This window comes from Microcystis sp. M_QC_C_20170808_M9Col (assembly GCF_007095495.1).
Taxonomy (GTDB): domain Bacteria; phylum Cyanobacteriota; class Cyanobacteriia; order Cyanobacteriales; family Microcystaceae; genus Microcystis; species Microcystis aeruginosa.
The window spans coordinates 1-26,406 of record NZ_SFBZ01000244.1 but is presented as its reverse complement, the minus strand read 5'-3'; the positions used below and the strand labels follow the sequence as shown (position 1 = coordinate 26,406).

Annotated in this window: 24 protein-coding genes, 1 tRNA gene and 1 pseudogene; 11 read left to right on the top strand and 15 right to left on the bottom strand. The window is 43.1% G+C overall.

What is annotated here, in order from left to right; translation table 11 throughout:
- Positions 1-156: 156 nt before the first annotated feature.
- Positions 157-1,758 (bottom strand): 2-isopropylmalate synthase, encoded by a 1,602-nt coding sequence (locus EWV68_RS14410; protein WP_061430912.1) that lies wholly within the window; start codon positions 1,756-1,758, stop codon positions 157-159.
- Between the two features lie 175 nt (positions 1,759-1,933).
- Between EWV68_RS14410 and EWV68_RS14405 the strand changes: the two genes are divergently transcribed.
- Positions 1,934-2,269: a hypothetical protein gene (locus tag EWV68_RS14405; protein WP_061430911.1), complete on the top strand. Its 336-nt coding sequence runs from the start codon at positions 1,934-1,936 to the stop codon at positions 2,267-2,269.
- A 287-nt stretch (positions 2,270-2,556) separates the two neighbouring features.
- Positions 2,557-4,116 (top strand): FAD-dependent oxidoreductase, encoded by a 1,560-nt coding sequence (locus tag EWV68_RS14400; protein WP_061430910.1) that lies wholly within the window; start codon positions 2,557-2,559, stop codon positions 4,114-4,116.
- Position 4,117: 1 nt separating this feature from the next.
- Here the strand turns inward: EWV68_RS14400 and EWV68_RS14395 are convergent, their stop codons facing one another.
- Entirely contained in the window at positions 4,118-5,626 is a 1,509-nt protein-coding gene (locus EWV68_RS14395; protein WP_061430909.1) for a helicase C-terminal domain-containing protein, read from the bottom strand.
- Between the two features lie 333 nt (positions 5,627-5,959).
- The gene (locus tag EWV68_RS14390; protein ID WP_287170211.1) at positions 5,960-6,973 is read right to left on the bottom strand and encodes a PEP-CTERM sorting domain-containing protein; all 1,014 of its coding nucleotides are present in this window, start codon (positions 6,971-6,973) and stop codon (positions 5,960-5,962) included.
- Between the two features lie 1,008 nt (positions 6,974-7,981).
- Here EWV68_RS14390 and psb28 point away from each other — a divergent pair.
- Positions 7,982-8,320: a photosystem II reaction center protein Psb28 gene (gene psb28 / locus EWV68_RS14385; protein ID WP_024969397.1), complete on the top strand. Its 339-nt coding sequence runs from the start codon at positions 7,982-7,984 to the stop codon at positions 8,318-8,320.
- 83 nt (positions 8,321-8,403) lie between these two features.
- Here the strand turns inward: psb28 and EWV68_RS14380 are convergent, their stop codons facing one another.
- From EWV68_RS14380 to EWV68_RS14350, 7 genes are all read right to left on the bottom strand, one after another.
- A complete protein-coding gene (locus EWV68_RS14380; protein WP_287170210.1) occupies positions 8,404-8,922 on the bottom strand; it encodes an FKBP-type peptidyl-prolyl cis-trans isomerase in 519 nt (172 codons plus the stop codon).
- Between the two features lie 6 nt (positions 8,923-8,928).
- Positions 8,929-9,252 carry a phasin family protein gene (locus EWV68_RS14375; protein WP_002758682.1) on the bottom strand — a complete coding sequence of 108 codons (324 nt, stop codon included), beginning with the start codon at positions 9,250-9,252 and terminating at the stop codon, positions 8,929-8,931.
- A gap of 14 nt (positions 9,253-9,266) precedes the next feature.
- Complete coding sequence (locus EWV68_RS14370) at positions 9,267-11,090, bottom strand: phosphodiester glycosidase family protein (protein WP_287170209.1); 1,824 nt, start codon at positions 11,088-11,090, stop codon at positions 9,267-9,269.
- 62 nt (positions 11,091-11,152) lie between these two features.
- A complete protein-coding gene (locus EWV68_RS14365; protein ID WP_002796199.1) occupies positions 11,153-11,704 on the bottom strand; it encodes a type II toxin-antitoxin system VapC family toxin in 552 nt (183 codons plus the stop codon).
- Positions 11,705-11,721: 17 nt separating this feature from the next.
- Positions 11,722-12,156 (bottom strand): type II toxin-antitoxin system VapC family toxin, encoded by a 435-nt coding sequence (locus EWV68_RS14360; RefSeq protein ID WP_002773869.1) that lies wholly within the window; start codon positions 12,154-12,156, stop codon positions 11,722-11,724.
- Positions 12,141-13,688 carry a bifunctional pantoate--beta-alanine ligase/(d)CMP kinase gene (locus EWV68_RS14355; protein ID WP_287170208.1) on the bottom strand — a complete coding sequence of 516 codons (1,548 nt, stop codon included), beginning with the start codon at positions 13,686-13,688 and terminating at the stop codon, positions 12,141-12,143. The genes EWV68_RS14360 and EWV68_RS14355 overlap by 16 nt, the downstream gene beginning before the upstream one ends.
- A gap of 13 nt (positions 13,689-13,701) precedes the next feature.
- The gene (locus tag EWV68_RS14350; RefSeq protein ID WP_071823453.1) at positions 13,702-13,914 is read right to left on the bottom strand and encodes a hypothetical protein; all 213 of its coding nucleotides are present in this window, start codon (positions 13,912-13,914) and stop codon (positions 13,702-13,704) included.
- Positions 13,915-14,324: 410 nt separating this feature from the next.
- Here EWV68_RS14350 and EWV68_RS22100 point away from each other — a divergent pair.
- The 7 genes and pseudogenes from EWV68_RS22100 to EWV68_RS14320 form a co-directional block, all read left to right on the top strand.
- A pseudogene (locus EWV68_RS22100) lies at positions 14,325-14,459 on the top strand (DUF6883 domain-containing protein); the annotation flags it as partial.
- A 3-nt stretch (positions 14,460-14,462) separates the two neighbouring features.
- Positions 14,463-14,714, top strand: coding sequence for a DUF4926 domain-containing protein (locus tag EWV68_RS14345; RefSeq protein ID WP_287170207.1), 252 nt, complete (start codon positions 14,463-14,465; stop codon positions 14,712-14,714).
- Between the two features lie 295 nt (positions 14,715-15,009).
- Positions 15,010-15,315, top strand: a complete 306-nt coding sequence (locus tag EWV68_RS14340; protein WP_069475153.1) for a CU044_2847 family protein — start codon at positions 15,010-15,012, stop codon at positions 15,313-15,315.
- A gap of 9 nt (positions 15,316-15,324) precedes the next feature.
- Positions 15,325-16,614 carry a S1 family peptidase gene (locus tag EWV68_RS14335; protein WP_287170206.1) on the top strand — a complete coding sequence of 430 codons (1,290 nt, stop codon included), beginning with the start codon at positions 15,325-15,327 and terminating at the stop codon, positions 16,612-16,614.
- A gap of 224 nt (positions 16,615-16,838) precedes the next feature.
- Entirely contained in the window at positions 16,839-19,508 is a 2,670-nt protein-coding gene (locus EWV68_RS14330; RefSeq protein ID WP_287170205.1) for an AAA family ATPase, read from the top strand.
- A 454-nt stretch (positions 19,509-19,962) separates the two neighbouring features.
- Positions 19,963-20,700, top strand: a complete 738-nt coding sequence (locus EWV68_RS14325; RefSeq protein ID WP_287170203.1) for an HAD family hydrolase — start codon at positions 19,963-19,965, stop codon at positions 20,698-20,700.
- 85 nt (positions 20,701-20,785) lie between these two features.
- Positions 20,786-20,856, top strand: a tRNA-Gly gene (locus EWV68_RS14320).
- Between the two features lie 59 nt (positions 20,857-20,915).
- On the opposite strand, the gene EWV68_RS14315 is transcribed toward EWV68_RS14320, so the two are convergent.
- Together EWV68_RS14315 and EWV68_RS14310 are read right to left on the bottom strand one after the other, a co-directional pair.
- Complete coding sequence (locus EWV68_RS14315) at positions 20,916-21,341, bottom strand: lysozyme inhibitor LprI family protein (RefSeq protein ID WP_287170202.1); 426 nt, start codon at positions 21,339-21,341, stop codon at positions 20,916-20,918.
- A 339-nt stretch (positions 21,342-21,680) separates the two neighbouring features.
- Positions 21,681-23,918, bottom strand: coding sequence for an FdhF/YdeP family oxidoreductase (locus EWV68_RS14310; protein ID WP_287170201.1), 2,238 nt, complete (start codon positions 23,916-23,918; stop codon positions 21,681-21,683).
- Positions 23,919-24,102: 184 nt separating this feature from the next.
- Between EWV68_RS14310 and EWV68_RS14305 the strand changes: the two genes are divergently transcribed.
- On the top strand, positions 24,103-24,603 hold the full coding sequence (locus tag EWV68_RS14305) for a sigma factor-like helix-turn-helix DNA-binding protein (RefSeq protein WP_287170200.1): 501 nt from the start codon (positions 24,103-24,105) through the stop codon (positions 24,601-24,603).
- A 29-nt stretch (positions 24,604-24,632) separates the two neighbouring features.
- Here the strand turns inward: EWV68_RS14305 and EWV68_RS14300 are convergent, their stop codons facing one another.
- From EWV68_RS14300 to EWV68_RS14290, 3 genes are all read right to left on the bottom strand, one after another.
- Complete coding sequence (locus tag EWV68_RS14300) at positions 24,633-25,523, bottom strand: hypothetical protein (RefSeq protein ID WP_287170198.1); 891 nt, start codon at positions 25,521-25,523, stop codon at positions 24,633-24,635.
- A gap of 50 nt (positions 25,524-25,573) precedes the next feature.
- On the bottom strand, positions 25,574-25,765 hold the full coding sequence (locus tag EWV68_RS14295; RefSeq protein WP_287170196.1) for a hypothetical protein: 192 nt from the start codon (positions 25,763-25,765) through the stop codon (positions 25,574-25,576).
- A 143-nt stretch (positions 25,766-25,908) separates the two neighbouring features.
- Positions 25,909-26,235 carry a DUF433 domain-containing protein gene (locus EWV68_RS14290; RefSeq protein WP_193959901.1) on the bottom strand — a complete coding sequence of 109 codons (327 nt, stop codon included), beginning with the start codon at positions 26,233-26,235 and terminating at the stop codon, positions 25,909-25,911.
- Positions 26,236-26,406 lie beyond the last annotated feature (171 nt).

Sequence of the window (26,406 nt, the reverse complement as noted above, 5' to 3'; positions counted from 1 at the left end):
AAGCTGGCGATCGCTGACTAGAGTGTGACACTTCATAATTCTTAGTAATCGCTAAAAGTCTTACTATACAAGGGCTAGAGCAACTTTTGATTTCAACGACCAGGGTGCGGAATGTGGGAACTAAAACCCTAAAACCCTAACACCCTAACACCCTATCTAGACTTGTAGCATTTCGGGGGTTTTTTCCTTCTGCTGCAGTGCGACGTGGAGACGGTTTAAGGCACTGACGTAGGCACGAGCGGAGGCAACAATAATATCGGTATCGGCCGCGCGAGCAGAATAGGTGCGTCCTTCGTAACGGAGACGGATAGTCACTTCTCCTAAAGCATCGATTCCCTCGGTAACTTCCCGCACCGAGAAAGAGATTAATTCGTTCGGAATCTGCACCACTCGATCGATCGCTTTGCAGAGAGCATCTACTGGCCCTGTACCAATGGCCGCATCGGATAACTCGCTACCGTCGGGAGTGCGAATCGTTACCGTGGCCGTGGGTCTGGCACTATTTCCACAGGACACTTGTACTAATTCGAGGCGGAAGTGATCGGGAACCGTATCGATTTCATCGTTAACAATAGCTTCTAGATCGCGATCGGTGATTTCCTTTTTGCGATCGGCCATTTCCTTAAACTGGATGAAAGCGTTATTAAGTTCCGTTTCCGAAAGCTCAAAACCCAATTCCTGTAAACGAGAGCGAAAAGCGTTGCGGCCAGAGAGTTTACCGAGGACGATCTGATTATGGGTCAAACCGATCGATTCTGCGTCCATAATCTCATAGGTGAGTTTATGTTTTAACACCCCGTCCTGATGGATTCCCGACTCGTGTGCGAAAGCGTTAGCACCGACGATCGCCTTATTCGGTTGCACGATCATGCCGGTAAGATTAGAAACTAGGCGAGAAGTGCGATAGATTTCCTTGGTGTTGATCTTGGTTAAAGGTTCCGTGGACTCTGCTGGACGACCGAGGAAAGGATTAAAATAGGAGCGCCGGACATGAAGGGCCATCACCAATTCTTCTAGGGAAGCATTACCGGCGCGCTCACCGATGCCGTTAATGGTACATTCCAACTGACGAGCGCCATGTTTAACTGCTTCGAGGAAATTAGCCACGGCTAACCCTAAATCATCGTGACCATGGACGGAGATAATCGCTTGGTCGATATTGGGGACATTTTCCTTAATACCACGGATTAAAGCCCCAAATTCGCTGGGGGTGGTGTAACCGACGGTATCGGGAATGTTAACGGTGGTGGCTCCTGCGGCGATCGCTCTTTCGAGGACTTGATAGAGGAATTCGGGATCGCTGCGGCCGGCATCTTCGGGGGAAAATTCCACATCATTAAGGAAGGATTTGGCATAGGCCACCATTTCTGGCACAATCTCAAGAACTTCCTGACGAGTCTTCTTAAGTTTGTATTGGAGATGTATATCAGATGTGGCTAGGAAGGTGTGAATTCTGGGCTTGGCGGCCGGTCTGAGCGCATCGGCGGCAGATTTGATATCTTTTTGGGTAGTGCGGGCTAATCCGCAAATAATCGGGCTATCAGCTTCGCTGCCGACGCTGGCGGCAATTTTCTGCACCGCATCAAAGTCCCCCGGACTAGCGTGGGGAAAACCCGCTTCAATGACATCAACTCCCAGTCTTGCCAGTGCGCGCGCTATGGTTAGCTTCTCATCCACATTTAAAGCGGCACCCGGGGACTGTTCCCCATCTCGAAGGGTGGTATCGAAGATAATCACACGGTCTGGACTGGTATTCATAGTTTTTTTGTACCGTTAACGAACTTGGGAGTTGTTCCTCTGATTATAGCAGCCGAGGCCGAGGGGGTTATAAGGAAAATTGCGCTGAGAATTTCTCGACTTGCTCGCGCTTTTCCCGCTTGCCCTCTTTTTGGCTACCATAGAGGATATGGATAAATTGGCGAGGGAGTTAACAATGTTTGGCAAACCAGCGAAAGAACCGAACCCACCGGAGGTAAAAGACCTACAGGAGGTGATGTTTTCGATTAAGCAAAATCTCGAACCAGATCAGGATAAAACTGATATTAATCTTGTTGAGACTCCCCCGCCAGAGGTAGTTACTGTAGTTGAAAATATTAGTAAAATTCTCTCTCCCTATTTTATCGTTTTGGTGGGTTTATTTCTCTATGATCGGAATAGTTTTATCGGTTTTTTGTTAGTCTTTACGGGAGTTTTGGCAATTTTCGGAGTTTCTCTCAAGGATATTAATAAACTCTTTGAAGAAGGAAAAAAGTTTTTCCAATCTAAATAGGTTTCTCGTATAGAGCAGTTATCTTAATGGTGCGGTGGCCAGTCTCTGCCGTTAGGAAACGGCTAGAAGGGAGCTTTTTTCAGTGATCAGTAAACAGTAAACAGTGAACTGATACTAAATCCAGTTATTAAAAACTGATTATTTATTCTCGCCTTTGCATGAGTGCCTCTTGCATGAGTGCCTGTCCTGATATGTAACCTATACTCAACGGATTTAGTATGATAACTGAAAACTCACATCTGAAAACTCACATCTGATAACTGATAACTGATAACTGATATAAGATTATGTCTTTAGTTGCATCTTTACTCGATCGAGTATCTCCTCAGAGTTTACAACAATTGCGAGCCAGCGATCGAGCTTGGCAAGCTTTGCGCTTAGAAAATCCAGTTATTCCCACGGTAATTAATCAAAGTCAAGAATCTTTAGGAGAGACGGATTTTGATCTAGTTATTGCGGGGGGAACCCTGGGAATTTTTATCGGGGCTGCTTTGCAAACCAGGGGCTGGCGTGTGGCATTATTAGAAAGAGGTATTCTGCGCGGTCGTGAGCAGGAGTGGAATATTTCACGTTTAGAGTTAAGCAGTTTTTTAGAGTTAGATTTATTGACCGAAGCAGAATTAAATCAAGCGATAGCGACGGAATATAATCCTGGGAGGGTGGGATTTTATCAAGGTTATGAGCTTTGGGTCAGAGATATTTTAAATATCGGTGTTGATCCGGTTTATTTGCTAGAGACTTTAAAAACTAAGTTTTTGCAAGCGGGAGGAAAGTTATTAGAAAATTCGGGGTTTAGCGGAGCGATTGTTCATGCCGATGGAGTAATGGTTAAAACGGGAGAAGTAACTTTAAAAACCCGTTTATTAATCGATGCCATGGGTCATTTTTCAGCAATTGCAAAACAGGCAAGAAAAGGAGAAAAACCGGATGGAGTTTGTTTAGTGGTGGGTAGTTGCGGTCAGGGTTTTCCCAGTAATGAAACTGGTGATTTGATTTATTCTTTTACCCCAATCTTGCACCAATGTCAATACTTTTGGGAAGCATTTCCCGCTAGGGATGGTCGGACAACTTATTTATTTACCTATCTCGATACCCATCCCGATCGCTTTAGTTTAGAATTTTTGATGGAGGAGTATTTAAGATTACTGCCGGAGTATCAAAAGGTGGATTTAGAAGCGGTAAAATTTCAGCGTTTTCTAGCGGGTTTTTTCCCTGCCTATCGTCAAAGTCCTTTAAAGATGCCTTGGTCAAGAATTCTGGCAGTGGGAGATAGTAGCGGTAGTCAATCTCCGGTAAGTTTTGGTGGTTTTGGGGCAATGGTCAGGCATTTAAAAAGGCTAACTTTCGCCATCGAGGAAGCTTTACAAATCGATGCTTTAAACCGAGAAGATTTAGCCCTTTTACAACCATATCAACCTAATATATCGGTAACGTGGCTATTTCAAAAAACCATGAGTGTCCAGATATATGCTAACCCTAATCCCAATCAAATTAATGACTTAATGAGTGGAGTTTTTCGGGTAATGGATAAGTTGGGAGATGAGGTATTAAAACCGTTTTTACAGGATGTGGTGCAGTTTTCTTCCCTCTCAAAAACTTTGCCTTTGGTTAATCCTCAATTAGTTTTACCGATGATTCCGCAAGTAGGTATCAGTCCTTTTATTGATTGGACGGGACATTATTTTAATTTAGCTTTGTATAGTGGTTTATATCCCTTAGCAACCAGCTTAAAACCTGTTTTAGAAAAGTTACCCGACAAGCAAAAATATCTTTACCATCGTTATTTAGACATTTGGAAATATGGCTCTGGGGGAGATTTTATCAGTAAACTGATAACTGATAACTGATTTAATCTTTATCTTGAAAAAATTGTTGATCGAGATAATTAACTTTAGCATAGGGTTCTAAAGCGGAGAGAATTTGTCGGCCATAACTGCGAGCATTGACACGATTATCGAGGACAGCCACACAACCTTGACACTCCCGGAGAGACTGAACAGATTGCTGAATTTCTCTCACTGCTGTGGGTAAAAGATAGGCACGAAACCAGTCGAGATGTTGTCGTTTATAGTAAGCAATTTTGCCAGCAACGAGAGGATTTTCGGGGGATGGTAAGGGTAAAGTAGCGATAATTAATAAACTGGGAGTCGGAAATTTTTCTTGATGGGTTTGCCAGAATTGCCAACCACAAACCAGAATAGTATTATTATTAATCTCAGTTTTTTCCACTTGCACTCGCGAACCGTAATCGGCTGCGATTTGGGTAGCAATTTGTGCCTTGAGGGGAACATCTTCAATGAGGATTACTATCGGTTGTTCACTGGTATGATTAGCACTAACTAATTCCCGCACTTGCTTTAATAACATCGGTTGAAATTCGGGTGTGTTGGGGGCGCTGATGCGATCGGGTAGATATAAATGAATATATTCACTTTCGCGATCGGCTGCAAACTTTAGAGTTAAAATTTCTCCGATACCCTGATTTTGACGGTATAAATTAGCGGATTTTTCGCTATCTAAAAAACTGCCGATTAAAACAAAGGGTTGTTGCTGCCAAATCGGTTTGAAAAAACTAGCCACCTCCAAAGGACTGATTTTTAGGGTAAATTCTTCTCGATCTCGATCTACTGATGTCCAGAGGAGATAATTATGCTCGGGGATTTTTGCCGCTAAAAGTTGCCAAGCAGAATCAGTGGCTAAGTCTTGATCCAAGCGTTGGAGGAGAGCAATTATATATTCTTTTTCTTTGGCATCAATAAGATAGCAATTATAGGGATTAATTGGATGACCAAGAATACTTTGGCCAAGTTGTGCTTTAATTAAGTCTATAACCTCTCTATGGTGGGGATATGCTGACCCTAAAGCGAACCACTGTTCGGGAGTAATGGTGACGGTGAGATAATCTACTAGACAAGTTTCTAAATCTTCGGCTCGATCGATTATCGTCGGGATATTCTGGGGAAAATGACCGAGATTGTCCAATTTATCCTCTAACCATTGTTGGGGTGTGGTGAGGAGTAAACCGGTAAAATTAGCGGGAAAGCGATCACTTTTGAGGATATCTCGCTGAGTTTGTAACCATGCTTGCAGATGGGGGATTTCCACTTCTAACAGTAGGTTGACTTCTGACTCCGGGGCAACAATTAGAACAGGTGTATCAGCTAAAAGAGCCGGGGTGAGATAACTGAGACAATAACGGATGAGAGTAGTTCCAGTTTGTATGAGAGAGGAACGTTTTAGGCGTAAAGCTCTAGCCACCAGTCGCGCCATAGTGAGATGATGAGACCAGTAAAAGCGCCCTTGTTCCCGTAAAAAAGCGCGTAGGGAAGAATGAACCGCTGCTTCTAATAAAACCATCTCATCTCAGTTATTGGTTATCAGTGATCGATCATAGCCTTGATTTTGCCACTGATTGCAGTCCGAGAGTCTTGAGGGGGTGATTGATACTAAATCCGTTGAGTATAGGCTACATATCAGGACAGGCACTCATGCAAGAGGCACTCATGCAAAAGGGGGAATGAATAATCAGTCTTTAATAACCAGATTTAGTATTATACCATTTTTCAAGAGTAATGGCAGAGATGGTTAATTGCCCTCACCCCCAACCCCTCTTTCAGAACGGGAGAGGGGAGTAGGAGGCAAGAGACACTCTTGCCTAATCTCAACAAGCAATTTAAATTCGCGGGCAGCTTAGGATTTTTTACCAAGGCGAGATAGTAAGATACCGATGGCACCGATACCGAAAATACCCAGTGTCATGGATGGTTCGGGGACGGGAGTGACAGTGATCTTAAATCCACTGGTGATAAACATTCCAAAAACATTATCGTCATTACTGGGGTTCGCTGTTTTTAAGCGCAGGTATTTATCTCCCGCCGAGATAAAAGGGGCAGAATTAGCGCTGTTGCCAAGAGCGAGGTTGTAGTATTCGTCATCTGGATTAGTGACATCAGGTTGAGCGGTTGGGTCGACATTGGCAGGGTCATCACCTATTCCCCCAACAGTTATTAAGTTTCCATCTGCTGAGAGTTCACCAGTAGTGCGGTCATCCGCCCCTCCTGCACTCGTGGTCAATCGTCGATTATTGGTCGAATTAGTGGTTACATCAATCTGGGTGAATTGCCCACTCGGTTGAATGCTGTAACTAGAGGCGAGTGAAACCAGAAAATCTCCGCTAGTGTAAGGACTGGCAAAATCAAACTGGCTCGTGTCTCCTGTGGTGGACAGTTCCCCGTCCAAGATAACCGAGGTAAAACCTTGGGTAGAAGGATTGCTATAGGCAACGACAAGAACCGCACCATCGTTATCGCCATTCTCAACGATATTAAAGTCTTGGAGTCCTCCCGTAAAACTGGACTTGATGATATCAGTAACATCCCAAAGAACAGTAGTAGCCTTGTTGTCCCATTGGGGAGCAAGAGTAATTCCCGAACCCACGGAAAGTGCATTCCCATGAAAATTTACTCCGTTAACTGGGTTCTTCCAGACGGAAGCGGCATAGAGATAAGCCCTCTGAATAGTAGAACCTGTGGGTATATTGGCTTTAATAACTCCGTTGTTGGAGGTGCTTCCGAAGCCGTCAATAGAAAGAGCAGCGTCGGGAATGAGATTTCGTACCATCAAACCAGCGGAAGCAGGGGCAATGTTTAGGCAAAGTCCCACAGTAATCCCCAGGGGGAGCAATGAATAAGCAAGTTTTTTCATGATGAGCAACTGGCAACAACTTTCAGATTATAGCGTTTATAATAAAGATGAAGTATGGAGGTATTTGTCATCATCTCTGGACGATCAGATAATATTCCGACGTTCCGCCGTTCTCTAAAACCAGAAACTTCGTATCTCACTGTTGAGATAACTGCTAATAGACTGCATATCTATTCATAATTTGTTTAAGTCAAATTTTTCAAAGGTAATGGCAGAGATGGTTAATTGCCCTCACCCCCAACCCCTCTGCCAGAAGGCTGTTTTTTGGTATTTTTGAGACAGGTTGAGAGTTTCCAGCTTAAGATTTTCGTTGTTTAGGATAGACATAGCGTGCTAACAGACTTAAAAAACATGGGCTGTAAAAGATTACTTTTGCAATTAGCTTTGACAAATCTCAACCTAGTCTAGATCAGAAGCGGGAAGCAATGGCAACAATTTAATTTAGTCTGACTATGAGCATACAGCCTTTATACAAAGACTTGTGTGATTTGACGCAGTAAAAGAAGTATTTAAGGACACAAGTAAGCTAAAACACGCGTAATTAGTCAGCGCAATAAAAAGTTTTAATTGAGAAGGGACAGAACCCTGACAGGGGCTGTATTATAGAGGGCATGGAAATTAACGACCGACTAGAACGCCGGAACTATTCCATCAAATTAGTTACCTCCAGAGAAGCAACTTGAGCCACTTGGCATACTTTTGTCTTTTTGTCAAATTTTGTGTTAAGAAAGATGTGACACCGAATCCGTTTTTAATAGTGTGATTAACTCCCAAGTTATGGATTGTTTTTCCCTGCTCCCCGCTCCCTGCTCCCCACTCCCCACTCTCCACTCTCCTATACCTTTTAAATAGGATTTAGTATGACTAATGGATAGGCCTGCTACGAATAAGGAAAAATGATATTGGTATTGATATTTTGAGCTTATGCTGTCCCATCTGCTTTTTACTTGCGACTTGGTGTGAGATGATCTAGAAATGTCTATTTTATGAGAAGGATAAAGAAAAGTAATGGCAGAAATTCAGTTTTCCAGGGGGTTAAAAGAACCTGTTGTTCCCGATATCCGCTTAAGTCGCACTAAAACGGGAGAGAAGGGATCGGCAGAATTTTATTTTAAGCAACCGACTATCCTGGGAGATCAACAAACCGAGGAAATCACGGGGATGTATCTCATCGATGAGGAAGGGGAAATCGTCACCACGAAAGTAAAAGGCAAATTTATCAACGGTAAACCCATGGCGATCGAAGCTACGGTTATTTTCAATTCTCCCGCAGAGTGGGATCGTTTTATGCGTTTTATGGAACGTTACGGTAGCGAAAACGGTCTAGAATTTACTAAATCTTCCTGATTTTACCCTTAGCTTCTGGCAATTTGTCAAAAAACCCGCATTCGGGATCGATGCGGGTAAAAGTGAAAAATCAGAGGAAAAACCTATTTAACTCCCAACAATTCCACATCGAAAAGTAAAGTCGCGTTGGCAGGAATTACCCCACCGGCACCCCGCGCACCATAACCCAATTCTGGGGGGATAATTAAGGTACGCTGCCCACCGACTTTCATCGATGCGACTCCCTCATCCCATCCTTTGATCACTTGACCAACTCCAATGGTAAAGGTAAAAGGTTGATTGCGATCCTTGGAACTATCGAATTTTTTGCCGTCTGTCAGGGTTCCCGTGTAGTGAACAGTCACTTTTTGACCTTTTTGAGGACTTTCTCCAGTTCCTTCCACGATATCTATGTATTTTAGTCCCGAATCGGTGGTGACTGCTTGATCTAAATCCATGGAGATGATTTCCTTATTAATAGTTTGAGTGATAGCGGGTGGAGCGATTTCTGCGGCGATCGCATGGTTTTTTTCCCCTCCACCAAAGAGGGAAGCAACGATTAAAAATAAGCCACAAACCGCAATAATAGCAAAACTGAGCAAGATTTCGCGCATTGATTTCATAGTTCCCTAACGCCAGAGTTTATTCTCTAAGTCTCTCACCTGCCGTTCTAATCTATCAATCCTTCCCCGCAGTTCATCCATTTCCGATTGTCGGGGAACCCCTAAATCCTGCAAGATATTGCGGATATAGCGTTCTAAGTTATTCTCGAAGCTCCCTTGTTCAGACTTCATCTGTGTCATCAGATCATCGACAAAGTTTTTAGCCTGATCGGAATTGATTTTACCGTCTTTTACTAATTCGTCGCTCACTTCTTTGATCTTTTCTGCCACCATGGAAGTAGTACCAATACCCATCAGCAGCAATTGTTTAATCCAGTCGCTATTATCCATTGTTTTCACACTTTTCAAGGAGACGGGGATAAAAATATCCCTATTCCATTATGGACTTTTGCGGCGGTAACGGCAGAGCGATCGAGCAGATAACCCGCCAAGGCTATCCCGGTGGAACTACCCCCATCTAGGTTTAAACCGTCCTTTGCCGACATTAACAGCAAAATTCGGGCTAATTCGCCTAAAGTTGCCCCCCTTCCCCCGACGCGATTATGGATAGCCACTAGCAAAATTTTTCCTTCTCGGCTGACTGCGATCGCACTGCGGGAAGCTTGTTGATTTTGGAATGCAGGACTAAATTTTTCGGCATTTCCGTCCAAAACTATGCGCCCATTCTGCAATAATAGGGGGCCAGCACCTAAAATCTGGGGATAATCAGCAAAATCTCTCGGTAGGGTGACGCTATCGAGGTTGACTCTTTCACCAATATTTAAATTAATATCTGTCTTTCGGCAGATGACTAAATAGCCGTTTTCCGGTATGGCGATACTGTCCTGTGGCAAAAGATTATTTAATTTCTCCGTCACGCGATCGCCTTGCACGACTAACCCGGTTTCGCGCTCGGTGAGGGGATGATAATTACTCCCCCAATCGCGAGTATAACGACTGCAGCCGGCTGTCAGGAAAGCACTATTTAAATGGGTTAGGGGAAAACGTTGTCCGGTGGCAGTAATGAGAGTTTCCTCTAAACTCAGGCGATCGATCCTGATTTTACCACGATTATCCCATGCGATCGCTCCTCGGTTTAAAATTGGTCCAGATAACCATTTGCCATCCACACGAATTGCTCCCAAAGGTAACTGATTATTACGATTAAAAAAGCCGCCATTAATCATCGCTACTGCGTTACTTTCGCTATTAATCATGATCAGGGGATTAGTGCCGCGCACTGAGGTGGAATTAGCGGTAATTGGTTTAATAGTTATCTGAGGATTTCTGGGATCGATTTCTAACCAAGTCACGGGAAACCAATCTTTGTCTAACTGGATATATTTTTGATTCCAGATTAACCCTGGTTGCCAAACAATGCGCTTTTCATCCATAGCATCGGGACGAGAATCAATGATAATTCGGGGAGGATTAGCCACACTGCTGATCTGTAATCCGTAGGCAGTGGGAAGGTTAATTTTTAAACGACTGATCACCCCATTATTTTCTAAGGAAGTGATCTGAGTGGGTAAGTTATTATTGGAGTTTCCTAGATCATCTTCATCGTTATTTTGATTACTGTTGCTGATAGTTTGGGGTTGAAACCTAGAGATAAGGGATTGTTGGGCATTTCCTTCTAGAGTAATCACAGCTTCATTTTTTGCCTGACTGACTTGCCAAAAGGTCGGGCGATCGAGTTGAATAATAATCCTTTGTACTGCTCCATAATTTTCTAGCTGAATATCTTGAATCTGAGGAGCAGGAAAGTTAATAGTTAAACTATCGCCATTAATAGTGGTTGTTGCCCCCATGGTTAGTAAAATATCCGTAACGTCCAGCCAGCGATCGGAATTGATCAAATTAGCTGATAAAGTTTGTAAATTAAACCAGTTTATCGGTTGCTTTTTTGGATCATTTGTGCTAAGAAAATCCATGCCAAATAATTGTCTTGCTCCCGTGTCACCCATGGCGATTCTGGTACTATTTGCTGCTGTCCACTGTCGCCAAGAAACGGGCAAAGAACGACCATTAAGAATAATTTTTTTTCCCTGTTGCTGGGTTGATAAATCCCTAGCAGCTAAAGTTATTGGTGATCTGTGATCGGCTAAAGATATAGCTGGACTGCCAAGAATTATCAAGGAAATTACCGTTAAACAGATAGATTTGATAGTAAGGGAATTTATAAGCATAAGTTTTTGTGATGATTATCACCTAGAATTTACATTAGGGAACCCAAACAAACTTGATAAAATTATATAAGTAACAAAGCCGTATCAGTATCACAAAAATTAATAGCATTTCCTTGATTATTAGTAATTAATGTATTGAGTTTCAGCAAATCTTCATCTACTGAAATAAATACTTCTGCGTTAAAGTGAATAGCCGTCGCTACATGGAGCGCATCAGCAGCTCTAATACCTCTCATTTGTAGTTCCAAACAATTTAATTGTAATTCTACGATTGTAGAAGTAAGATCGAGAGCAGTGATTCCGAAAAACCTCACTACATTAAAAGTTTGCACTACAATTGAACGAGCAGCTAAAACCCTAAAGTTACTAGCATTTTCCATCCCTATAGTCACAGAAGTAAATTGCTTAAATAGTGCTTCTTCGACTTCATAGTAGGTCAGACTGGATGTTGCTGCTAAGTGTGAAGAAGCGATTTTTTTAAGTACACTTTCGGCATCTTGAGATAGTTGAGCAGGAGTGCGACCACGGCGATTTGTAGGACGTAAATTTATTCCTCCCAAGATCAAGGGACTCAGGTAATCAATAAAAACACCTGTATCTAAATAGATTTTCAATTTTGTCAACCTTTACACTAAACTTTACTTTCAAGTTGAGCTAATAATTCTTCAGGTGTTACTACCATCGGTTTAGAGTTATATAGATAACTAGAGGCTTTTTTAAGTTTTTGATCATAGGTAACTAAATAATCACAATTAGCGGCACTACTTAAAATTAAAACATCATTCGAGTGTACCAAAATATTGCGAATATCTCTAGCATTTTGCCAATATTGATCAAGTTTTACTAAATCAAAATCCAAGATAGTCACCTTTTCTTGAATCCGATCGACTATTTCAGGATGATTACGAACTTCTGCCAAAAATAATAACTCTTGTAAAACGATCGCATTAATAGCAAGACAAACGCGATCGAGTATTTCTCGATCAAATAAATGCACACTGGCAAGATCTCCTCGTAGATAAGAAATCAAAACATCAGTATCTAAAAAAACTAGAGGCTTCTCCATTGATTTTCTTCTCCTTGATGATAAAGAGCAATGATTTTTTCCGTGACTTCTGTAATACTGAGATGATCGGTATTAACTTCGATCGCATCTGCAGCTTTTCGCAGGGGTGCTAGGGAGCGATTACTATCCAAATAATCCCTTTTTTCAATCTCTTGGGTTAATTCTGCGAGACTAATACCCCCATTTCCCTGCGCTTCTAAGTCTTTTAATCTCCTTCTCGCTCTTTCTTCGGGTGTCGCTGTCAAGAAAATCTTTAATTCCGCTTCTGGGAAAACATTAGTACCAATATCCCGACCTTCGACGACTATTCCCCCCGACATTCCCATCTGTCTTTGCAGGGTGACTAACTGCTGTCGCACCGCTTTTTGAGCGGCAATTCTGGACACTTGCGAGGTAATTGCGGGAGAGCGAATCTCTAAAGTCACATCTTGCCCGTTAATCTTCACTATAGTCACATTTTCGGGATTATCGGCGGGGATTATCTCTATCTTCGCTAAAGATAATAACTCGGCGATGGCCGCTTCTGCGGACAAATCCAGACCGGAATTCACCACTAACCATGTCACCGCGCGATACATCGCACCGGTATCGAGATAGGTTAACCCCAATTTTTCCGCTACTAAGCGCGTTACTGTCGATTTTCCCGCTCCAGCAGGCCCATCAATAGCGATAACTGCCCGACGTTGACGCAAGATAATATTATCAATTAAACGGGTTTGACCGATCGATCCGGCGATCGCTAACAAGCCCTCTGTCTCGATCTGCTCGATCGGTTGTAAACTCTGGGGATGGACTAAATCCAGATACTGACAGCGAAATTCTGGTACTCTGTCGAGATTTTTTTGCACAATAGCCAGTAGTTTTTCCCTTTGTCTTTCCCCTAAACGAAAACTTTCGAGAGCTAATTGCAAACTTTGGGCGATAATTGTCGCTTTTTCCCTTTCTGCGGCCGATAGATACTGATTGCGAGAACTAACTGCTAATCCCGATGTTTCTCGCACTGTAGCACAAGCGCGAATCTCGATCGCTAAATTTAAATCCCTGACTAATTGCCGGATAATCGCTAACTGTTGGGCATCCTTTTCGCCAAAATAGGCGATCGTCGGTGCAATTATATTAAATAACCTGGTGACAATTGTGGCTACTCCCTGAAAATGTCCCGGACGAAAAGCACCACATAACCCGCTAGTCAGAGAAATCGGGGGAACAACTGCGGTTATCTCCTCAGAATTACCAATTCCTAAAGTTTCTGCACTGGGAGCAAAAATAGCAGCAACTCCCAAAGATTCACACAATTGGCGATCGCTGTCAAGGCTGCGGGGATAGCGAGAAAAATCCTCTGTGGGGCCAAATTGTAGAGGATTAACAAAAATACTGACCACAGTTACCTCCGCTTCCGTCACTGCGCGTCGAATTAGACTAGCATGACCTTTATGGAGAGCGCCCATGGTTGGCACGAGGGCAATACTATGATCATGGCGATAATCAGCCAAAAAAGTGCGTAAACCGGGGATTGTTGTGAATATTTGCACAGGGTTCACTCCTTTAATAGCCTATTCCACTACTATTCGCCAGGGGATGCTGCCCGATGATCAATTCGGCTGCTTCCGGGGAATCGGCTTTAAATAATAACATCCCATCGCCTCTTTCTGTCCAATGATTCCCTTTTTGCCTCCTGTCCTGACTTGAAAGAGGGTGTAGGGTGTGGGGTGTAGGGAAAGAAACCTCTTTCATCTGTGGGGGTGAAAATTTTTTCATCGGGACTGACTTGATTAACCGCTGCACACAAGTAGGGAGGCACAATTATTTGTAGGATGGGTTAGCGGTAGCGTAACCCATGCGGGTGTTGGGTTTCATGCTTCAACCCAACCTACGTTCATCTTATATTTAATTCCACCCACCTACTTAGGACTGTTTGACAAACCGGGGCATAATTTTTTTCAGGACAATGACCGGTGAGCAGCCCGACAATTATATAGATTAATGGCAAAAAAGACTTGACAAAATCCCTCGATTTGACTTATACTTTCTAGTATAATGGGAATCCGTGCCGAAATATATATAAGCCTTTTTAGTCTAGACTATTTTAAAAAAAAATTATGCAATTACAACCCCAAAAAAAACTTGAAACAATATCAATTAATACACTTGATCGGTGAATCGAATAGGGAACCTTCGATCGAGTCGAGGGCGAATTAATCAGCAGTAATCAAGTTCGCCTATCCGTTGTCACGATTTGGCTAAAACGAAACCTAGATCATCAATTTCAATTTATCACCCTCAAACCCCGAAAGGAAAAATAAACCATGGCGCAACTATACGAAGAAGTGACCCTAGCCCGCGACGTTCCCGAATACAATCTTAAGCAGGGTGATTCGGCGATTCTTGTCGATATAGTTGCCCATCCGAAGCGGGGTGAGGAAGGATATGTTTTAGAACTATTCAACGAAGTCGAAGAATCGGTTAACGTCGTCATTGTCCCGAAATCGGCGATTCAAGAAGGGGAAAAAGAAGGTTCTTCGTTACTTGGTATGGTTCGATATAGGGGCATAAATTGACTAAATCCTGATCTGGCAAGAGACTTAATTGATTAGTTCGTTCTAGAGCGAAAACAATTGACAAAAATCGCAGTAATGTCTGTCTCTATCGGGGTTTCATTCCTTATAACCCCCTCCGTTGCGTGGCACAAATAGATTAATGGCAAAAAAGACTTGACAAAATCCCTCGATTTGACCTATACTTTCTAGTATAATGGGAATCTGTGCCGAAATATATATAAGCCTTTTTACTTCCGCTATAAGTTTGTCCGAGAAGCAATCGAGAAAACCATAAATGGGTCATTGAAGGAGCCTTATGCCAGAATCTAAATCTGAGATTATTTCAGTTAAAGTTAAAGAAAATGTCACCATGTTAGTGGAAGCGAGAAGTTTCGGTGGTGAACGGGAAGTATCCGATCAAATATTTGACTTTCAAAGTGTGGCTGATACAATTGAGGCAGTTACTGAATCGATCGCTGCTACGATAAGTAAAGTGCAGCCCAAAAAGGCCACCGTAGAATTTGGGGTAGAAGTCAGGGTAAAATCTGGTAAACTAACCGCTTTAATTGTGGAAGGTGAAGGAAAGGGAAATTTAAAAATTACCCTAGAATGGGGAGGATAAATTGATTAAATGCTTACCCCGGAATCTCTACCTCCGTACACTGTCAGGTTAAAGTTAATCTATGGGTCAGGAACAGGCTTTTTTGTGGGACAAGGGTTAATTTTGACCTGTCTTCATGTGGTGAAAGATGTGCGGGATAATCGCGAGACTATCGAGATAATTTGGCAAGGTCAAATTTCTGGGGCTAAAATTATCAACTTACCGAATCTAGACGGGATCGATCTGGCTCTTTTACAATTAAACTCGTCTTTAGATCACAAATATGTCGATTTTGATCACGATTTACAATTAACAGATAAATTATACACTTTCGGCTATACCAACGATTATCCGAACGGTGATCCTAGTGACTTTGAGTATATAGGTTTAACGGGGGATGAAAACCCCTTAATCAAGTTTAAATTAGGGCAAGTACAACCCGGTTTTAGTGGTTCACCTCTGTTAAATTTACGCACGGGGAAAGTGTGCGGAGTGGTGAATAAAACCAGAGATGAGTTTACTGATTTAGGAGGAAGAGCGATTCCAGTTCAGACTATTTTTAAATATTTTCCGCAATTACAACCCCAAAAAAATGCCCATAATCCTTTTAAACCCACTTCCGGAGGTATTGAAGAAATTCAGCAGATTTTTGGACGGGAACAAGAAATTAAAGATATTTTTGAGGTTTTAAATTCCGGCAGTAGTGCTGCTATTATCGGGGAAAGGGGAACGGGAAAAACCACCCTGCTTTGGGGAATTTACCATCAAGCAAGGGAGTATTTGCATCGACAACCCTTGTATCTAAACTTAGAAGGATTAGCAGGAGATAAGGACTTTTATTATGAATTATGTAATCAGATTGGTATAACTGCGAATTACGATAAACCGCTCAAAGGAACTAGATTAACTAGGGAATTAGAAAAACACAAAATCCTGTTATTATTGGATGTGGTAGATAATATGACTCAAAAATATTTCAGCTATCAGCTTAGAAGTCAATTAAGAGAGTTGGCCAATCGTCCCGATCCACCTTTAAGATTAGTAGTAGCGGCTAATCGTTCCCTTGATGTTTTATTTCCTGATAACAAAGGAGGTGATTCACCTTTCGAGGGAATTTGTCAACAATTTCCGATTAAATTATGGGATGAAGCTAAAATTAAAGAGTTTATTAGTCATCGTCTAAGTCAAACTGGAGTGACTTTTACTGAGGAGGAAATAAGTTCTCTTGTTAGCCAAAGTCAAGGAAAGCCGCGAGAGGTGATGCAAAATTGTTTTAAACTTTATCAAACCAAAGTCAATAACTCAGCATCCCGAACTTAGGTTATAACTAAACAATAAGTTGATTTAATTTTTGGTTTGATCCTACCTTGATAAGGGGGGTTTGATCCCCCCTGCCCCCCTTGATAAGGGGGTTTTGATCCCCCCTGCCCCCCTTGATAAGGGGGGTGCTGAATAGTAGGGTTGATTCATGAATCAACCCTACCTTGAGTAACACCTAACTACTTAATAAACCATCACCGGGTAAATAGCTAGAGATAGAAATTATGAAGGAAAGCACCGTCCCCAGAATTAATCTCGCCCCTAAACTCAAACGCGATTTATCTTTATGGAATCCCTTTGATTATCTTTTGCTGTTGTACTGGGTGTTTTATTTTCCCCAAGCAGTGCGCTGGTATGTGGAAACGAGAGGCGGCGGCGATAAATTAACCGAACAGAAAACATGGCGCGATACAAGGCAATTTCTCCGCGACCATCCCGTACAATTGCGTCTAGGGATTCAGGGTCTTCTCTTAACTGTAATTACCCCTCTCATTATCTGTAGCATAGCGGCAAATTTAGGACTTTCTGTTAATTGGGTGGGCGTGGTGTCCGGCGTGGTGTCCGGCGTGGTGTCCGGCGTGGTGTTCGGCGTGGTGTCCGGCGTGGTGTTCGGCGTGGTGTCCGGCGTGGTGTTCGGCGTGGTGTTCGGCGTGGTGTCCGGCGTGGTGTTCGGCGTGGTGTTCGGCGTGGTGTACGGCGTGGTGTACGGCGTGGTGTTCGGCGTGGTGTACGGCGTGGTGTTCGGCGTGGCGTTCGGCGTGGTGTTCGGCGTGGTGTCCGACGTGGTGTTCGGCGTGTTGTCGGGCGTGGTGTCCGACGTGTTGTTGGGCGTGGTGTTCGGCGTGGGGTTGGGCGTGGTGTTCGGCGTGTTGTTGGGCGTGGTGTCCGGCGTGTTGTTGGGCGTGGTGTTCGGCGTGGTGTCCGACGTGGTGTCCGGCGTGGGGTTTATATTCGCCTTTTTCCGTCCTGATAATTGGCTAATCGGGCTTTTTGCTGGCCCTCAAGGGCGACTTTTTCCCCGTATTACCCCTCTACCGCTGCCGGGGTTAACCTCGACTCTACAACAATGGTTACAGCAAGACTGGGAAACAGCTATTAATAACCTCAATCAATACCTTCGGTACAGCCGCCAGTTTATTCCTGTCCTTGTCGCCATTAACCGCGTTTTATCGCAATTCCCAGAGGCAGAAATTATCTATCGCATCTCCCGTCTGGCAGAAAATACCTCCGATTGGCAATTGTTAAAATATGCGTCCGCGAAACTGTTTTCTTTTCCTCACAGCAAAATCCGTCTCGATACCCCTGCTCGCGCCGCCGCCGCCGGTTTTTGGTATCTTCGCCAACAGGACACCGAAAAAGCCGAAAAAGCCTTTGCTGTGGTACGTTCCCTCGCCTACGGGGAAGAAATGTATAGCCTCGCCCAAACTTTACACCGATTTAGTCAGGCAGCAACTCCCGATAGTATCGCTTCCCTGGAGGTTGCCCCCATTGCCCCAGAACCTTCATTACGTCCGCAAACTTGGCAAGCTATCAGCAGTTTAAATCTAGTTATCGCAGAAATGGCTTTAGTCCAGAGAAGTTACTCCCAACAGACCAGATCCCTCGCTCTTAATCGGATTATCGGGAAATTAATCGATATAGGCAACCAAGGGGCAGCCAATTTACCCCCAGCAGAAAAATTATTAATCCTTTCTATCGCCGAAAAATGGGCAGAAATTAGCGCATCCATCGCGGGAACGGTGGGAACGGTAACTATTACCCAACCGATTCCTAATACCTACATTATCGGTGATCCAGTGATCGGTAAACGCTTTGTTGGTCGTGAGGATATCCTGCGGGAACTTCAGTCAATGTGGTCCGGAGATAACCTATCCTCCGTGGTTCTCTATGGTCATCGTCGCATGGGTAAAACTTCGATTCTACGCAATCTGGAGGCCTATCTTCCACCAGATGTGTCGGTTATCTACATTAATTTACAGCGCTTGGCCACAGTAACCAGCCTAGCCGAAGTTCTCCTGACTATGGCTGAGGAAATCGCCCAAACTTTGGCAATTGATGCCCCAGAAGAGGAAAAAATCTCCCAACATCCAGAAATGTATTTTAATCGTTATTTAGACCGTCTGATGCGCCAGATTCTGCCGGAAAAAGCTAAAACCGGTTTAATTATTGCCCTCGATGAGTTCGAGATAATTGAGGATTTAATCGAAGCGAATACCCTCCCCCGGAATTTCCTCGGCTATCTGCGTTCCCTTGTCCAGAGTAGTCCGCGTCTAGCTTTTGTTTTTGCCGGATTACATACCCTAGAGGAGATGACTGCCGATTATTTTCATCCTTTTTTTGGCAGTGTTTACCCGATTCCAGTTAGTTTCCTCTCTCCTGAATCTACTCGCGTTATCCTCGCTAATCCCGTTGGGGAAGACGAGGATTTTCCCCTAGACTATACCCCATCCGCTTTGGACAAAATTTATCAACTTACCCACGGTCAACCCTATTTAGTACAAATGATCGGCTTTCATCTGGTACGTTTTTATAATAAACAGGTCTTTGAGTTGCAACGTCCCCAAGATATTCGTTTTCAGGTGGAAGATGTGGAAAAAGCCATCGATGCTGAGTTTTTCCAAAGGGGGAATTATTATTTTACGGGTGTCTGGAAACAGGCTAAACAAGATGCGGCCGGACAACAGGAAATTTTAATAGTTCTTTCTCCCCATCTGCAAGGATTAACCCGGGGAGATTTACTGTCCAGCACCGGATTAACTGCCACAACTCTCGACTGGGCCCTAAAAACCCTTGAAAATCATCATGTCATCGAATGCCAAGACTCCCGTTATCGGATTGCTGTGGAATTATTCCGTCGTTGGGTATCGGAAACGAAACAAGAAACAATGGCCTAAATTCTTTTGTTATATTTTTGGCTAATATCTCAGCCCAGAATGGGGCTTGCTTAATAAATGTGAAATGTAGGCAAGGTAAGGGTTTTGGGGGTCTGTCTTGCGAAACAGGTGCAAGGAGAGAATCGTGCTTCAAAACCTTGCGTCTTCATCGGCCCGCGTCCTGTAGGGGCGAAGCATTCGGGCAATAACCTATCACTGAAACCGTAGATTTTCTATCCGAATGCTTCGCCCGTACTTTTTTAGCAAACCCAAAATAGGGGGGTTACAGGGCAGCACGGATTCCCACTATAACAAAATAATAGAACAAATCTGGAAATTTGTCAAGGCCTTGGCAATTTTCCGGTTAAAATTGTTTGTTGAGATGGGGTCAGGGACAAGACCCGCCCGGCCCCGACGAAAAACTTTAGTATAATCAAGAACACTGAGTATTTATTAGCTTTTCTGTCTAAGATTGATGTTAAAGGCTGTTCTGTTCGATTTTAATGGGGTGATCATCAATGATGAACCGATCCATCAAGAGTTAATCAATGAAATCTTGCTCGGAGAAAATTTACTGCCCCTAGGGTCGGAATTTGCGGAGTTATGTCTGGGAAGAAGCGATCGCGTCTGTTTGCGTAATGTTCTCACCCGTCGCGGTCGTCAAGTGACCGAGGAGTATCTGACTAAGTTAATTAACAAAAAAGCGAGTTTATACCGAGAAAGATTAGAAAAATTAGAGAAACTTCCTATTTATGAAGAGATATACTCTTTTTTAAAACGGGTTAAGGCCAGGGATCTACAAATCGGTTTGGTGACGGGAGCAATACGCTCGGAAGTAGAATCAATCTTGCAACAGACGGGCCTTGGGGATTACTTTAGTGTCATTGTCACCGGTGATGAGATCAGCACCAGTAAACCTCAACCGGATGGTTATTTACTGGCCGTAGAAAGATTCAATCGTTGGAATTTTAATCTACAGTTGCAACCCTGGGAATGTCTGGTGATTGAAGATACTTTTGTCGGTTGCGAAGCGGCAAAAAGAGCGGGAATGCAGGTGGTGGGAATCGCTCATACCTACCCCTTCCATTTTATGCAGAGAGTGTCCAACTGGGCGATCGATAATTTCTCCCAACTAGACCTCGATCGCGTGGAAGCAACTTTTAGCCAAATCGGGGAAATAACCGAGCGATCGGGATTTTTAGGCAATCTATGACCATCTAGAGGCGATTCACAAGCTGAAAATCCCTACTTGCAAAAATCGGCAATTCGTGTTATGCTAACAAAAGTGCTAAGAAAATGCGGGTGTAGTTTAGTGGTAAAACCCTAGCCTTCCAAGCTAATGATAGGGGTTCGATTCCCCTCACCCGCTTAGGCTGTTGTGCAGTAAACGTCTAAGGAATTATCGGTAATATCAACGGCGATTCTGACTTAGAGATCGCTATCTTCTAAATATCTTTGCAAATCTTTGGTACGCTGCTCGGTGACATTTGCCAAGCAATTACCGTAAATCATGGGAGCTAGAGAGCCTCCCTCATAGGCGCTTCTTTCAAATTCGCAACTGCTGTCTCTAAACTTAATCCAAGCTTGTTGGGCAGCAATTAATTTTTGTTTGCGAGCAGCTGACAGTTTTGGCAGTAGTTGTCGATAAACTTGGTTTAACTTGCGATCGGCGTTTTGATAAGCGATGCTGGCACAAATGTTCATTTCGCTTTGAGTCTGGGGATTGTTACAGTTAGGACGTTGAGCTAGTTGCAAGTTCGTGGCTCCAGATGTGGGACTTGCAATGCTAGGGGTAGTCATCCCGACGGCAAATAAACTTGCTATGCTTAATACGGTTAGCAAAAACTCGCCCATGCTTACTTATTTTAATGACGGTAAGAAGAAGATAACAGAAATGCGATCAAACCGACCATAGCTTTTTCATTCTGCTCAATTCGTTGGTTGGCTTGCTTAAGTAGCTGGTTATAATTAAATTAAAAATGGATTTTAGGTTCGATCCCCCCTGCCCCCCTTAATAAGGGGGGTGCCGATAGGCGGGGGGATCCCCCCTGCCCCCCTTAATAAGGGGGGTGCCGATAGGCGGGGGGATCCCCCCTGCCCCCCTTGATAAGGGGGGTGTCTGATAATTTTTAACGCCTACCTGCTTAACTCTATTTCATTATTTCCAAAAAAGAAAATTAGAGGAGTTGATAACTAAAAAACCCAGACGGGAACTCGTTTATAAGCAGGAGTCCCACAGCGAGGATCGATTTTAGCTTTGAATAAAACATTGGTTTCGGGATAGAACATAAAGCCAACACCTTCGCGAATCGGACCGAAAATAAGTTCGATATTCTCTAATTTGCCGGCATCTCCTTGAACGGTGACTCGTTGATGTTCTTGAAAGCCCGCTTTTTTGGCATCTTCGGCGTTGATCAATAAACAATGACGGTGAGGCATTCCCCGGTATTTATCGCCCACTTGATAAACGACGGTATTATGTTGTCCATAACTGCGTCCTGTTCCGAGAATCAGGGCAATTCCGGGGGCATTTTCCGGTTGGTTAAAATCTTCCTTTTGCGGTGCTTTTAAAGTGGGTAAAAGCGTGACAGACATTTGCGCTTTTCCGGTCGATGTTGGAAAATGGGGTTCGGTAAAAATCCGTCCGCTAATGGTAAATTCTGTTTGGGTTTGATCTAATTGCCCGATCTTTTCATAACCCGGAATCGTTTTGGCGATTAACTGACGAATATAGGCGGTATCGTGTAATCTCGACCAATCAATCGGGTTTGTGCCTAAAATTTTGACGGCAATATTTGTTAACAGTTCTACTTCCGAGATGATATCCACATGGGAACCCTGTAGATGACTGCTTCCCCGCTCGTTAAAACGGACAAAATTATTGCCCGATTCGGTGGTTGTCGGGTGAGGATTTTCAAAACGAGCGAATACGGGTAAAATTATCGTATTTTGTCGGGCTAATCCCTGAAAATGTCCTAAATTTGGCTTAGTAGCTACATAAAAAATCGTATCAATTTGAGCTAAGGCTTTTTTGGCTTGAGTTAAATCTGGATTTGCTCCATAAAGATTACCTCCCAAACAGAAAAGAGTGTTAATTTTTCCCCGTTCGGCAGCTTCAATTAATGCCCTGGTATCATAACCGCCGGTTATATTTAATGGCTTTCCTAAAAGTTGAGCAAGTGCCTCGGCGATTTCCTGACGTAATCTCACTGTAACGCCCATAGAACCGAAGCCCTGTACATTAGAATGACCTCTGATTGGCATGGTTCCGGCTCCGATTTTGCCAGCATTTCCCGTCATTAAAGCGGTATTGGCAATACTGATAATATTATCTACCCCATTTTCCTGTTGTGTAACCCCCATCGCCCAAGCGAAAACCACACGCTCTAAATTGCCGAAAAGGGCGGCGGTTGCTTCAATTTCTTCTCGGGACAAACCGCAGGTTTTAGTAATGGTTTCCCATGGTGTTTGTCGGGCATAATCTATAACAGATTGCCAATTTTCTGTATGGGATTCGAGATAATCCCAGCGGACTAAATTTTGTTCGATCAAAGATTTTTGTAATCCGACGAATAGGGCGGTATCGCTACCCGGAATCGGCTGTAGGTAGAGAGTAGAAATATCGGAACCGCCCCGCAATAAAGATTTAATCGGAAAAGCGGGCGAGGAGAATTTGACCAATCCGACTTCAATTTGCGGGTTAATAATAATAATTTTACCGCCGCGATCACGAATTTGAATTAATTCATTCATCAGGCGAGGATGATTAGCGGGGGCGTTAGAACCGATCAATACCACACAATCGGCTTGTTTTAAACTTTCCAGACTGACCATTGAAGTCCCGGAGCCGAAAACCTGTTTTAATCCTACGGTGGAGGCGGCATGACAGAGATCGGAACAATCGGCTAAATTATTACTTCCTAATGCCCGGAAAAACAATTGTAAGAGGTAGGCAGCTTCATTAGAAGAACGTCCCGAACTATAGGAGGCAATAGTCTCGGACGGTTGATGAAAAGCTTGTTCGGCTAATCGATAAACTTCTTCCCAACTAATACGTTGATAGTGACTTTCTCCGGCTTTTAAGAGGACGGGATAACTGAAACGACCCAAGCGATCGCATTCTAGGGAGGTTAAGGACTGTAATTGAGCGAGATGATAGGTCTGAAAAAAATCAGTTTTAATACCTGGCATTAATTCGGAAGTAACTGCCTCGACACTTTTGAGACAACGTTGCAGACTTTCCCCCGCTTCGTTGACAAAACCGCCCTTTTGTCCTCCCGTTCCCCAAGCGCAAGCTAAACAGGCACTTTTATGATTCAAGGTTTGCCAGAGTTTAACCCCTTGAGGAGAGAGAGTTTTTTCTGCCCAATATTGCAATACGGGAAAACCCCCGCCCGCCTCAATTTTGTTGGATGTTTCTCGTTCGTTCATCGTTTTTTTCTCTCGATTTTTTCTCAAATTCATCCGATAGGGAGAGTGTACCCAGTACAGTTGAGTTTATCACCATTTTTAAAAAAGTGCATCATCAAGACATAAACGACTGGGTAAGCTACGGTTAGTTGTTGACAATATCCCCTGATTGTGATTTTATCAGACTAGGGAAAGGTCTATTGAAATGATAATTCCGATGGATGAAAATGAAGACTTTCAACATTTAGAGGAGATGATCGCTAATCTCCAAGCAAAACAGAAACAGATTCTGAAAGGGATGTTAGATTATCCGATTGAGATCGATTCGGCAATTCGGATACTTTCGGAACCATCTCGGCAATTGGCAACAACTGCTCATAATTTAACCAGAGTACATAAAATACTTAAAGAATTGCAAAAACAAGGATTGGTTAGTTTCCACGATTCTCAATATTCTTTGACTGAGTTGGGAAGGGAAATAGTAGGACACCTTAGCGATAAGAGTCCAACCCCAAGACGAGATGCACAGAGAAAGGAAAAACTGCAAAAAAGCTACGATTTTTTAGAACTCCATAGACAAGGATTGAGCTATCAGCAAATAGGGGATAAATACGGCATAAGTCGCGAGCGTGTCCGTCAAATTCTTGCCAGTAACCCCGAATTTGAAGCTTATCGGCAAAAACAAAAGGAAAACAGTTATCGTTGAACGACTGTAAGAAGAGCGAGAAACGAAATTTACAATCTTTCCAACAATTCCTCGCGGGATAAATTTGCCAAAGAAAGAAGCAATCCGGTGCGTTCCGAGATAGGAAGTTGGGCGATCCGTTCCACCAGACCAGATAATTCCGAATCTAGGCTGCCAAAGCGTCCTTCCAGAAGACTGGCTATCAGCGAAAGTTGTCCCTCTAAAGTACCTTCTTGCTTCCACTCTTCCCTTTGTTGTAAATAAGCTGGTGATAAGTTCATGATGTCCTCCTGTTCTTCGGTACTTAAATTATCTCTCAACTCTAAATTCTTGCGCCAGTTGGCCAGAATTTCCAGTAAATTCTCTCGAAAAGGATTGCGTTCTGGCAGTTCAACTAACTCTTCAACTGCTCGTTTTTGAGTTCCTCCTTTACCTAATACCCTCAACCATAAGGTGTCTTCAATTACTGGTAATTGATGAATGACGATGATACCCGCTTTGAGAGACTTCGCTAAAAAGTAAACCCCTGTTAACCAATTACTCTCATCGCTGTGAGTCCCGAAATCTTCAATCATTCTAGCTGAAAAGGTGGGCGTTAGAATCCATAAGAAAGGCAATTCTGCGACCGTCAGAGTTTTGTTTGACCGTTTCGCTTTTCTCAAGACATCCCCATGAACCGCGTATAACTTTGACAAACAACTGCGAATCTCTACCTCGGTCGGGGGATTGCGGAAAGGTTCAAATAAACAGGAAGTAGCCGCCATTTTTCCGAGTAACCCTAAAGGTAACTCAGTGGGAGGAGGTGAGCTAAATGGTTCAAACCAGACATCGATTTCTTGAACCTCACTTTTTACTTTCTTACTTTTTCTAATCGTCCCTAGAGGTGTTAGTAATTCCTCTAAATATTCCTTTGCAAATTGGTCATGAATTTGGCGAGTCATTCAAATTAATAATCAAGCATAAAAAGGACGGTAATAATCTTATTATATCATTAATTAAAAAGGAATCCAATCGACAATATCGATCCATCTTCTGCTTCGGTAGTTTCCCAAATCATAATTAATTCTTCGGCTAGTTTTCCCATTGTTGTTGTGGGATGTATCCAAAACAGTCCCCAGATTTGTTGATTTTTTTGCCAATATTCCTCTAAATGTTCAGGCATACTGGTACGATTATCTGTCACTAACGTTGAGATAATCAGGGTCAAGAGTTCCTAACGGTGGTGTATTCGGCTCTCCAACGCGTAAAATATCTATCTCTGGATTTAACCTTAAGACAGCGACTTTCGAGCAGGGGATAAGTTTTCATCGAGTGAAAACTTGATTTTCATACCCTGACATAATCTTGCCTTTGCTGTTTAATTTTTCTCATCTTTTCTCGTTGAGGCGAAGGATTTTTCAGTGCTTCGTGATAGTGAGTTTCTCGCCAATTCTGGAGGCGCAATAAATAGGCATCAATTTTTTGCCGATTCTGGAGATAATAAGTAATAGTCGCGTAGATTTTCTCTAAACTTAGATCAGGATAGATAGCATTTATTTCTTCTGGGGTATAGCCTTCCAAGAAATAAAAGAGTACGTTGTCAATTCCGAGGCGATGACCTTTAATTCTAATATCATCTTCGGAGATAAATAAGAAGTAATCTTCTAGTTGCATAATTAATTTTCTTCTTAATTTTATTTCATTTTTACCGCTTATTTATAGTATTTCCCTGACTGACGGACACATTTTTCAATACAAAGACAAGTACTGTTATGTGAAAGCCTCAAACTCCTGAATAAAAGAAAAGGTAATTTTGCCATAATAATCCTGACGAGCTTTGCGAGA

Bases quoted from the DNA above. Each gene is read 5' to 3' on its own strand.
- EWV68_RS14345 (WP_287170207.1), top strand. From the start codon at position 14,463: ATGGCGCAACTATACGAAGAAGTGACCCTAGCCCGCGACGTTCCCGAA.
- EWV68_RS14325 (WP_287170203.1), top strand. From the start codon at position 19,963: ATGTTAAAGGCTGTTCTGTTCGATTTTAATGGGGTGATCATCAATGAT.
- EWV68_RS14395 (WP_061430909.1), bottom strand. From the start codon at position 5,626: ATGGTTTTATTAGAAGCAGCGGTTCATTCTTCCCTACGCGCTTTTTTA.
- EWV68_RS14335 (WP_287170206.1), top strand. From the start codon at position 15,325: ATGCTTACCCCGGAATCTCTACCTCCGTACACTGTCAGGTTAAAGTTA.
- EWV68_RS14340 (WP_069475153.1), top strand. From the start codon at position 15,010: ATGCCAGAATCTAAATCTGAGATTATTTCAGTTAAAGTTAAAGAAAAT.
- EWV68_RS14310 (WP_287170201.1), bottom strand. From the start codon at position 23,918: ATGAACGAACGAGAAACATCCAACAAAATTGAGGCGGGCGGGGGTTTT.
- EWV68_RS14380 (WP_287170210.1), bottom strand. From the start codon at position 8,922: ATGAAATCAATGCGCGAAATCTTGCTCAGTTTTGCTATTATTGCGGTT.
- psb28 (WP_024969397.1), top strand. From the start codon at position 7,982: ATGGCAGAAATTCAGTTTTCCAGGGGGTTAAAAGAACCTGTTGTTCCC.
- EWV68_RS14405 (WP_061430911.1), top strand. From the start codon at position 1,934: ATGTTTGGCAAACCAGCGAAAGAACCGAACCCACCGGAGGTAAAAGAC.
- EWV68_RS14300 (WP_287170198.1), bottom strand. From the start codon at position 25,523: ATGACTCGCCAAATTCATGACCAATTTGCAAAGGAATATTTAGAGGAA.
- EWV68_RS14350 (WP_071823453.1), bottom strand. From the start codon at position 13,914: ATGAAAAAATTTTCACCCCCACAGATGAAAGAGGTTTCTTTCCCTACA.
- EWV68_RS14315 (WP_287170202.1), bottom strand. From the start codon at position 21,341: ATGGGCGAGTTTTTGCTAACCGTATTAAGCATAGCAAGTTTATTTGCC.
- EWV68_RS14305 (WP_287170200.1), top strand. From the start codon at position 24,103: ATGATAATTCCGATGGATGAAAATGAAGACTTTCAACATTTAGAGGAG.
- EWV68_RS14400 (WP_061430910.1), top strand. From the start codon at position 2,557: ATGTCTTTAGTTGCATCTTTACTCGATCGAGTATCTCCTCAGAGTTTA.
- EWV68_RS14375 (WP_002758682.1), bottom strand. From the start codon at position 9,252: ATGGATAATAGCGACTGGATTAAACAATTGCTGCTGATGGGTATTGGT.
- EWV68_RS14410 (WP_061430912.1), bottom strand. From the start codon at position 1,758: ATGAATACCAGTCCAGACCGTGTGATTATCTTCGATACCACCCTTCGA.
- EWV68_RS14290 (WP_193959901.1), bottom strand. From the start codon at position 26,235: ATGCAACTAGAAGATTACTTCTTATTTATCTCCGAAGATGATATTAGA.
- EWV68_RS14360 (WP_002773869.1), bottom strand. From the start codon at position 12,156: ATGGAGAAGCCTCTAGTTTTTTTAGATACTGATGTTTTGATTTCTTAT.
- EWV68_RS14370 (WP_287170209.1), bottom strand. From the start codon at position 11,090: ATGCTTATAAATTCCCTTACTATCAAATCTATCTGTTTAACGGTAATT.
- EWV68_RS14390 (WP_287170211.1), bottom strand. From the start codon at position 6,973: ATGAAAAAACTTGCTTATTCATTGCTCCCCCTGGGGATTACTGTGGGA.
- EWV68_RS14330 (WP_287170205.1), top strand. From the start codon at position 16,839: ATGAAGGAAAGCACCGTCCCCAGAATTAATCTCGCCCCTAAACTCAAA.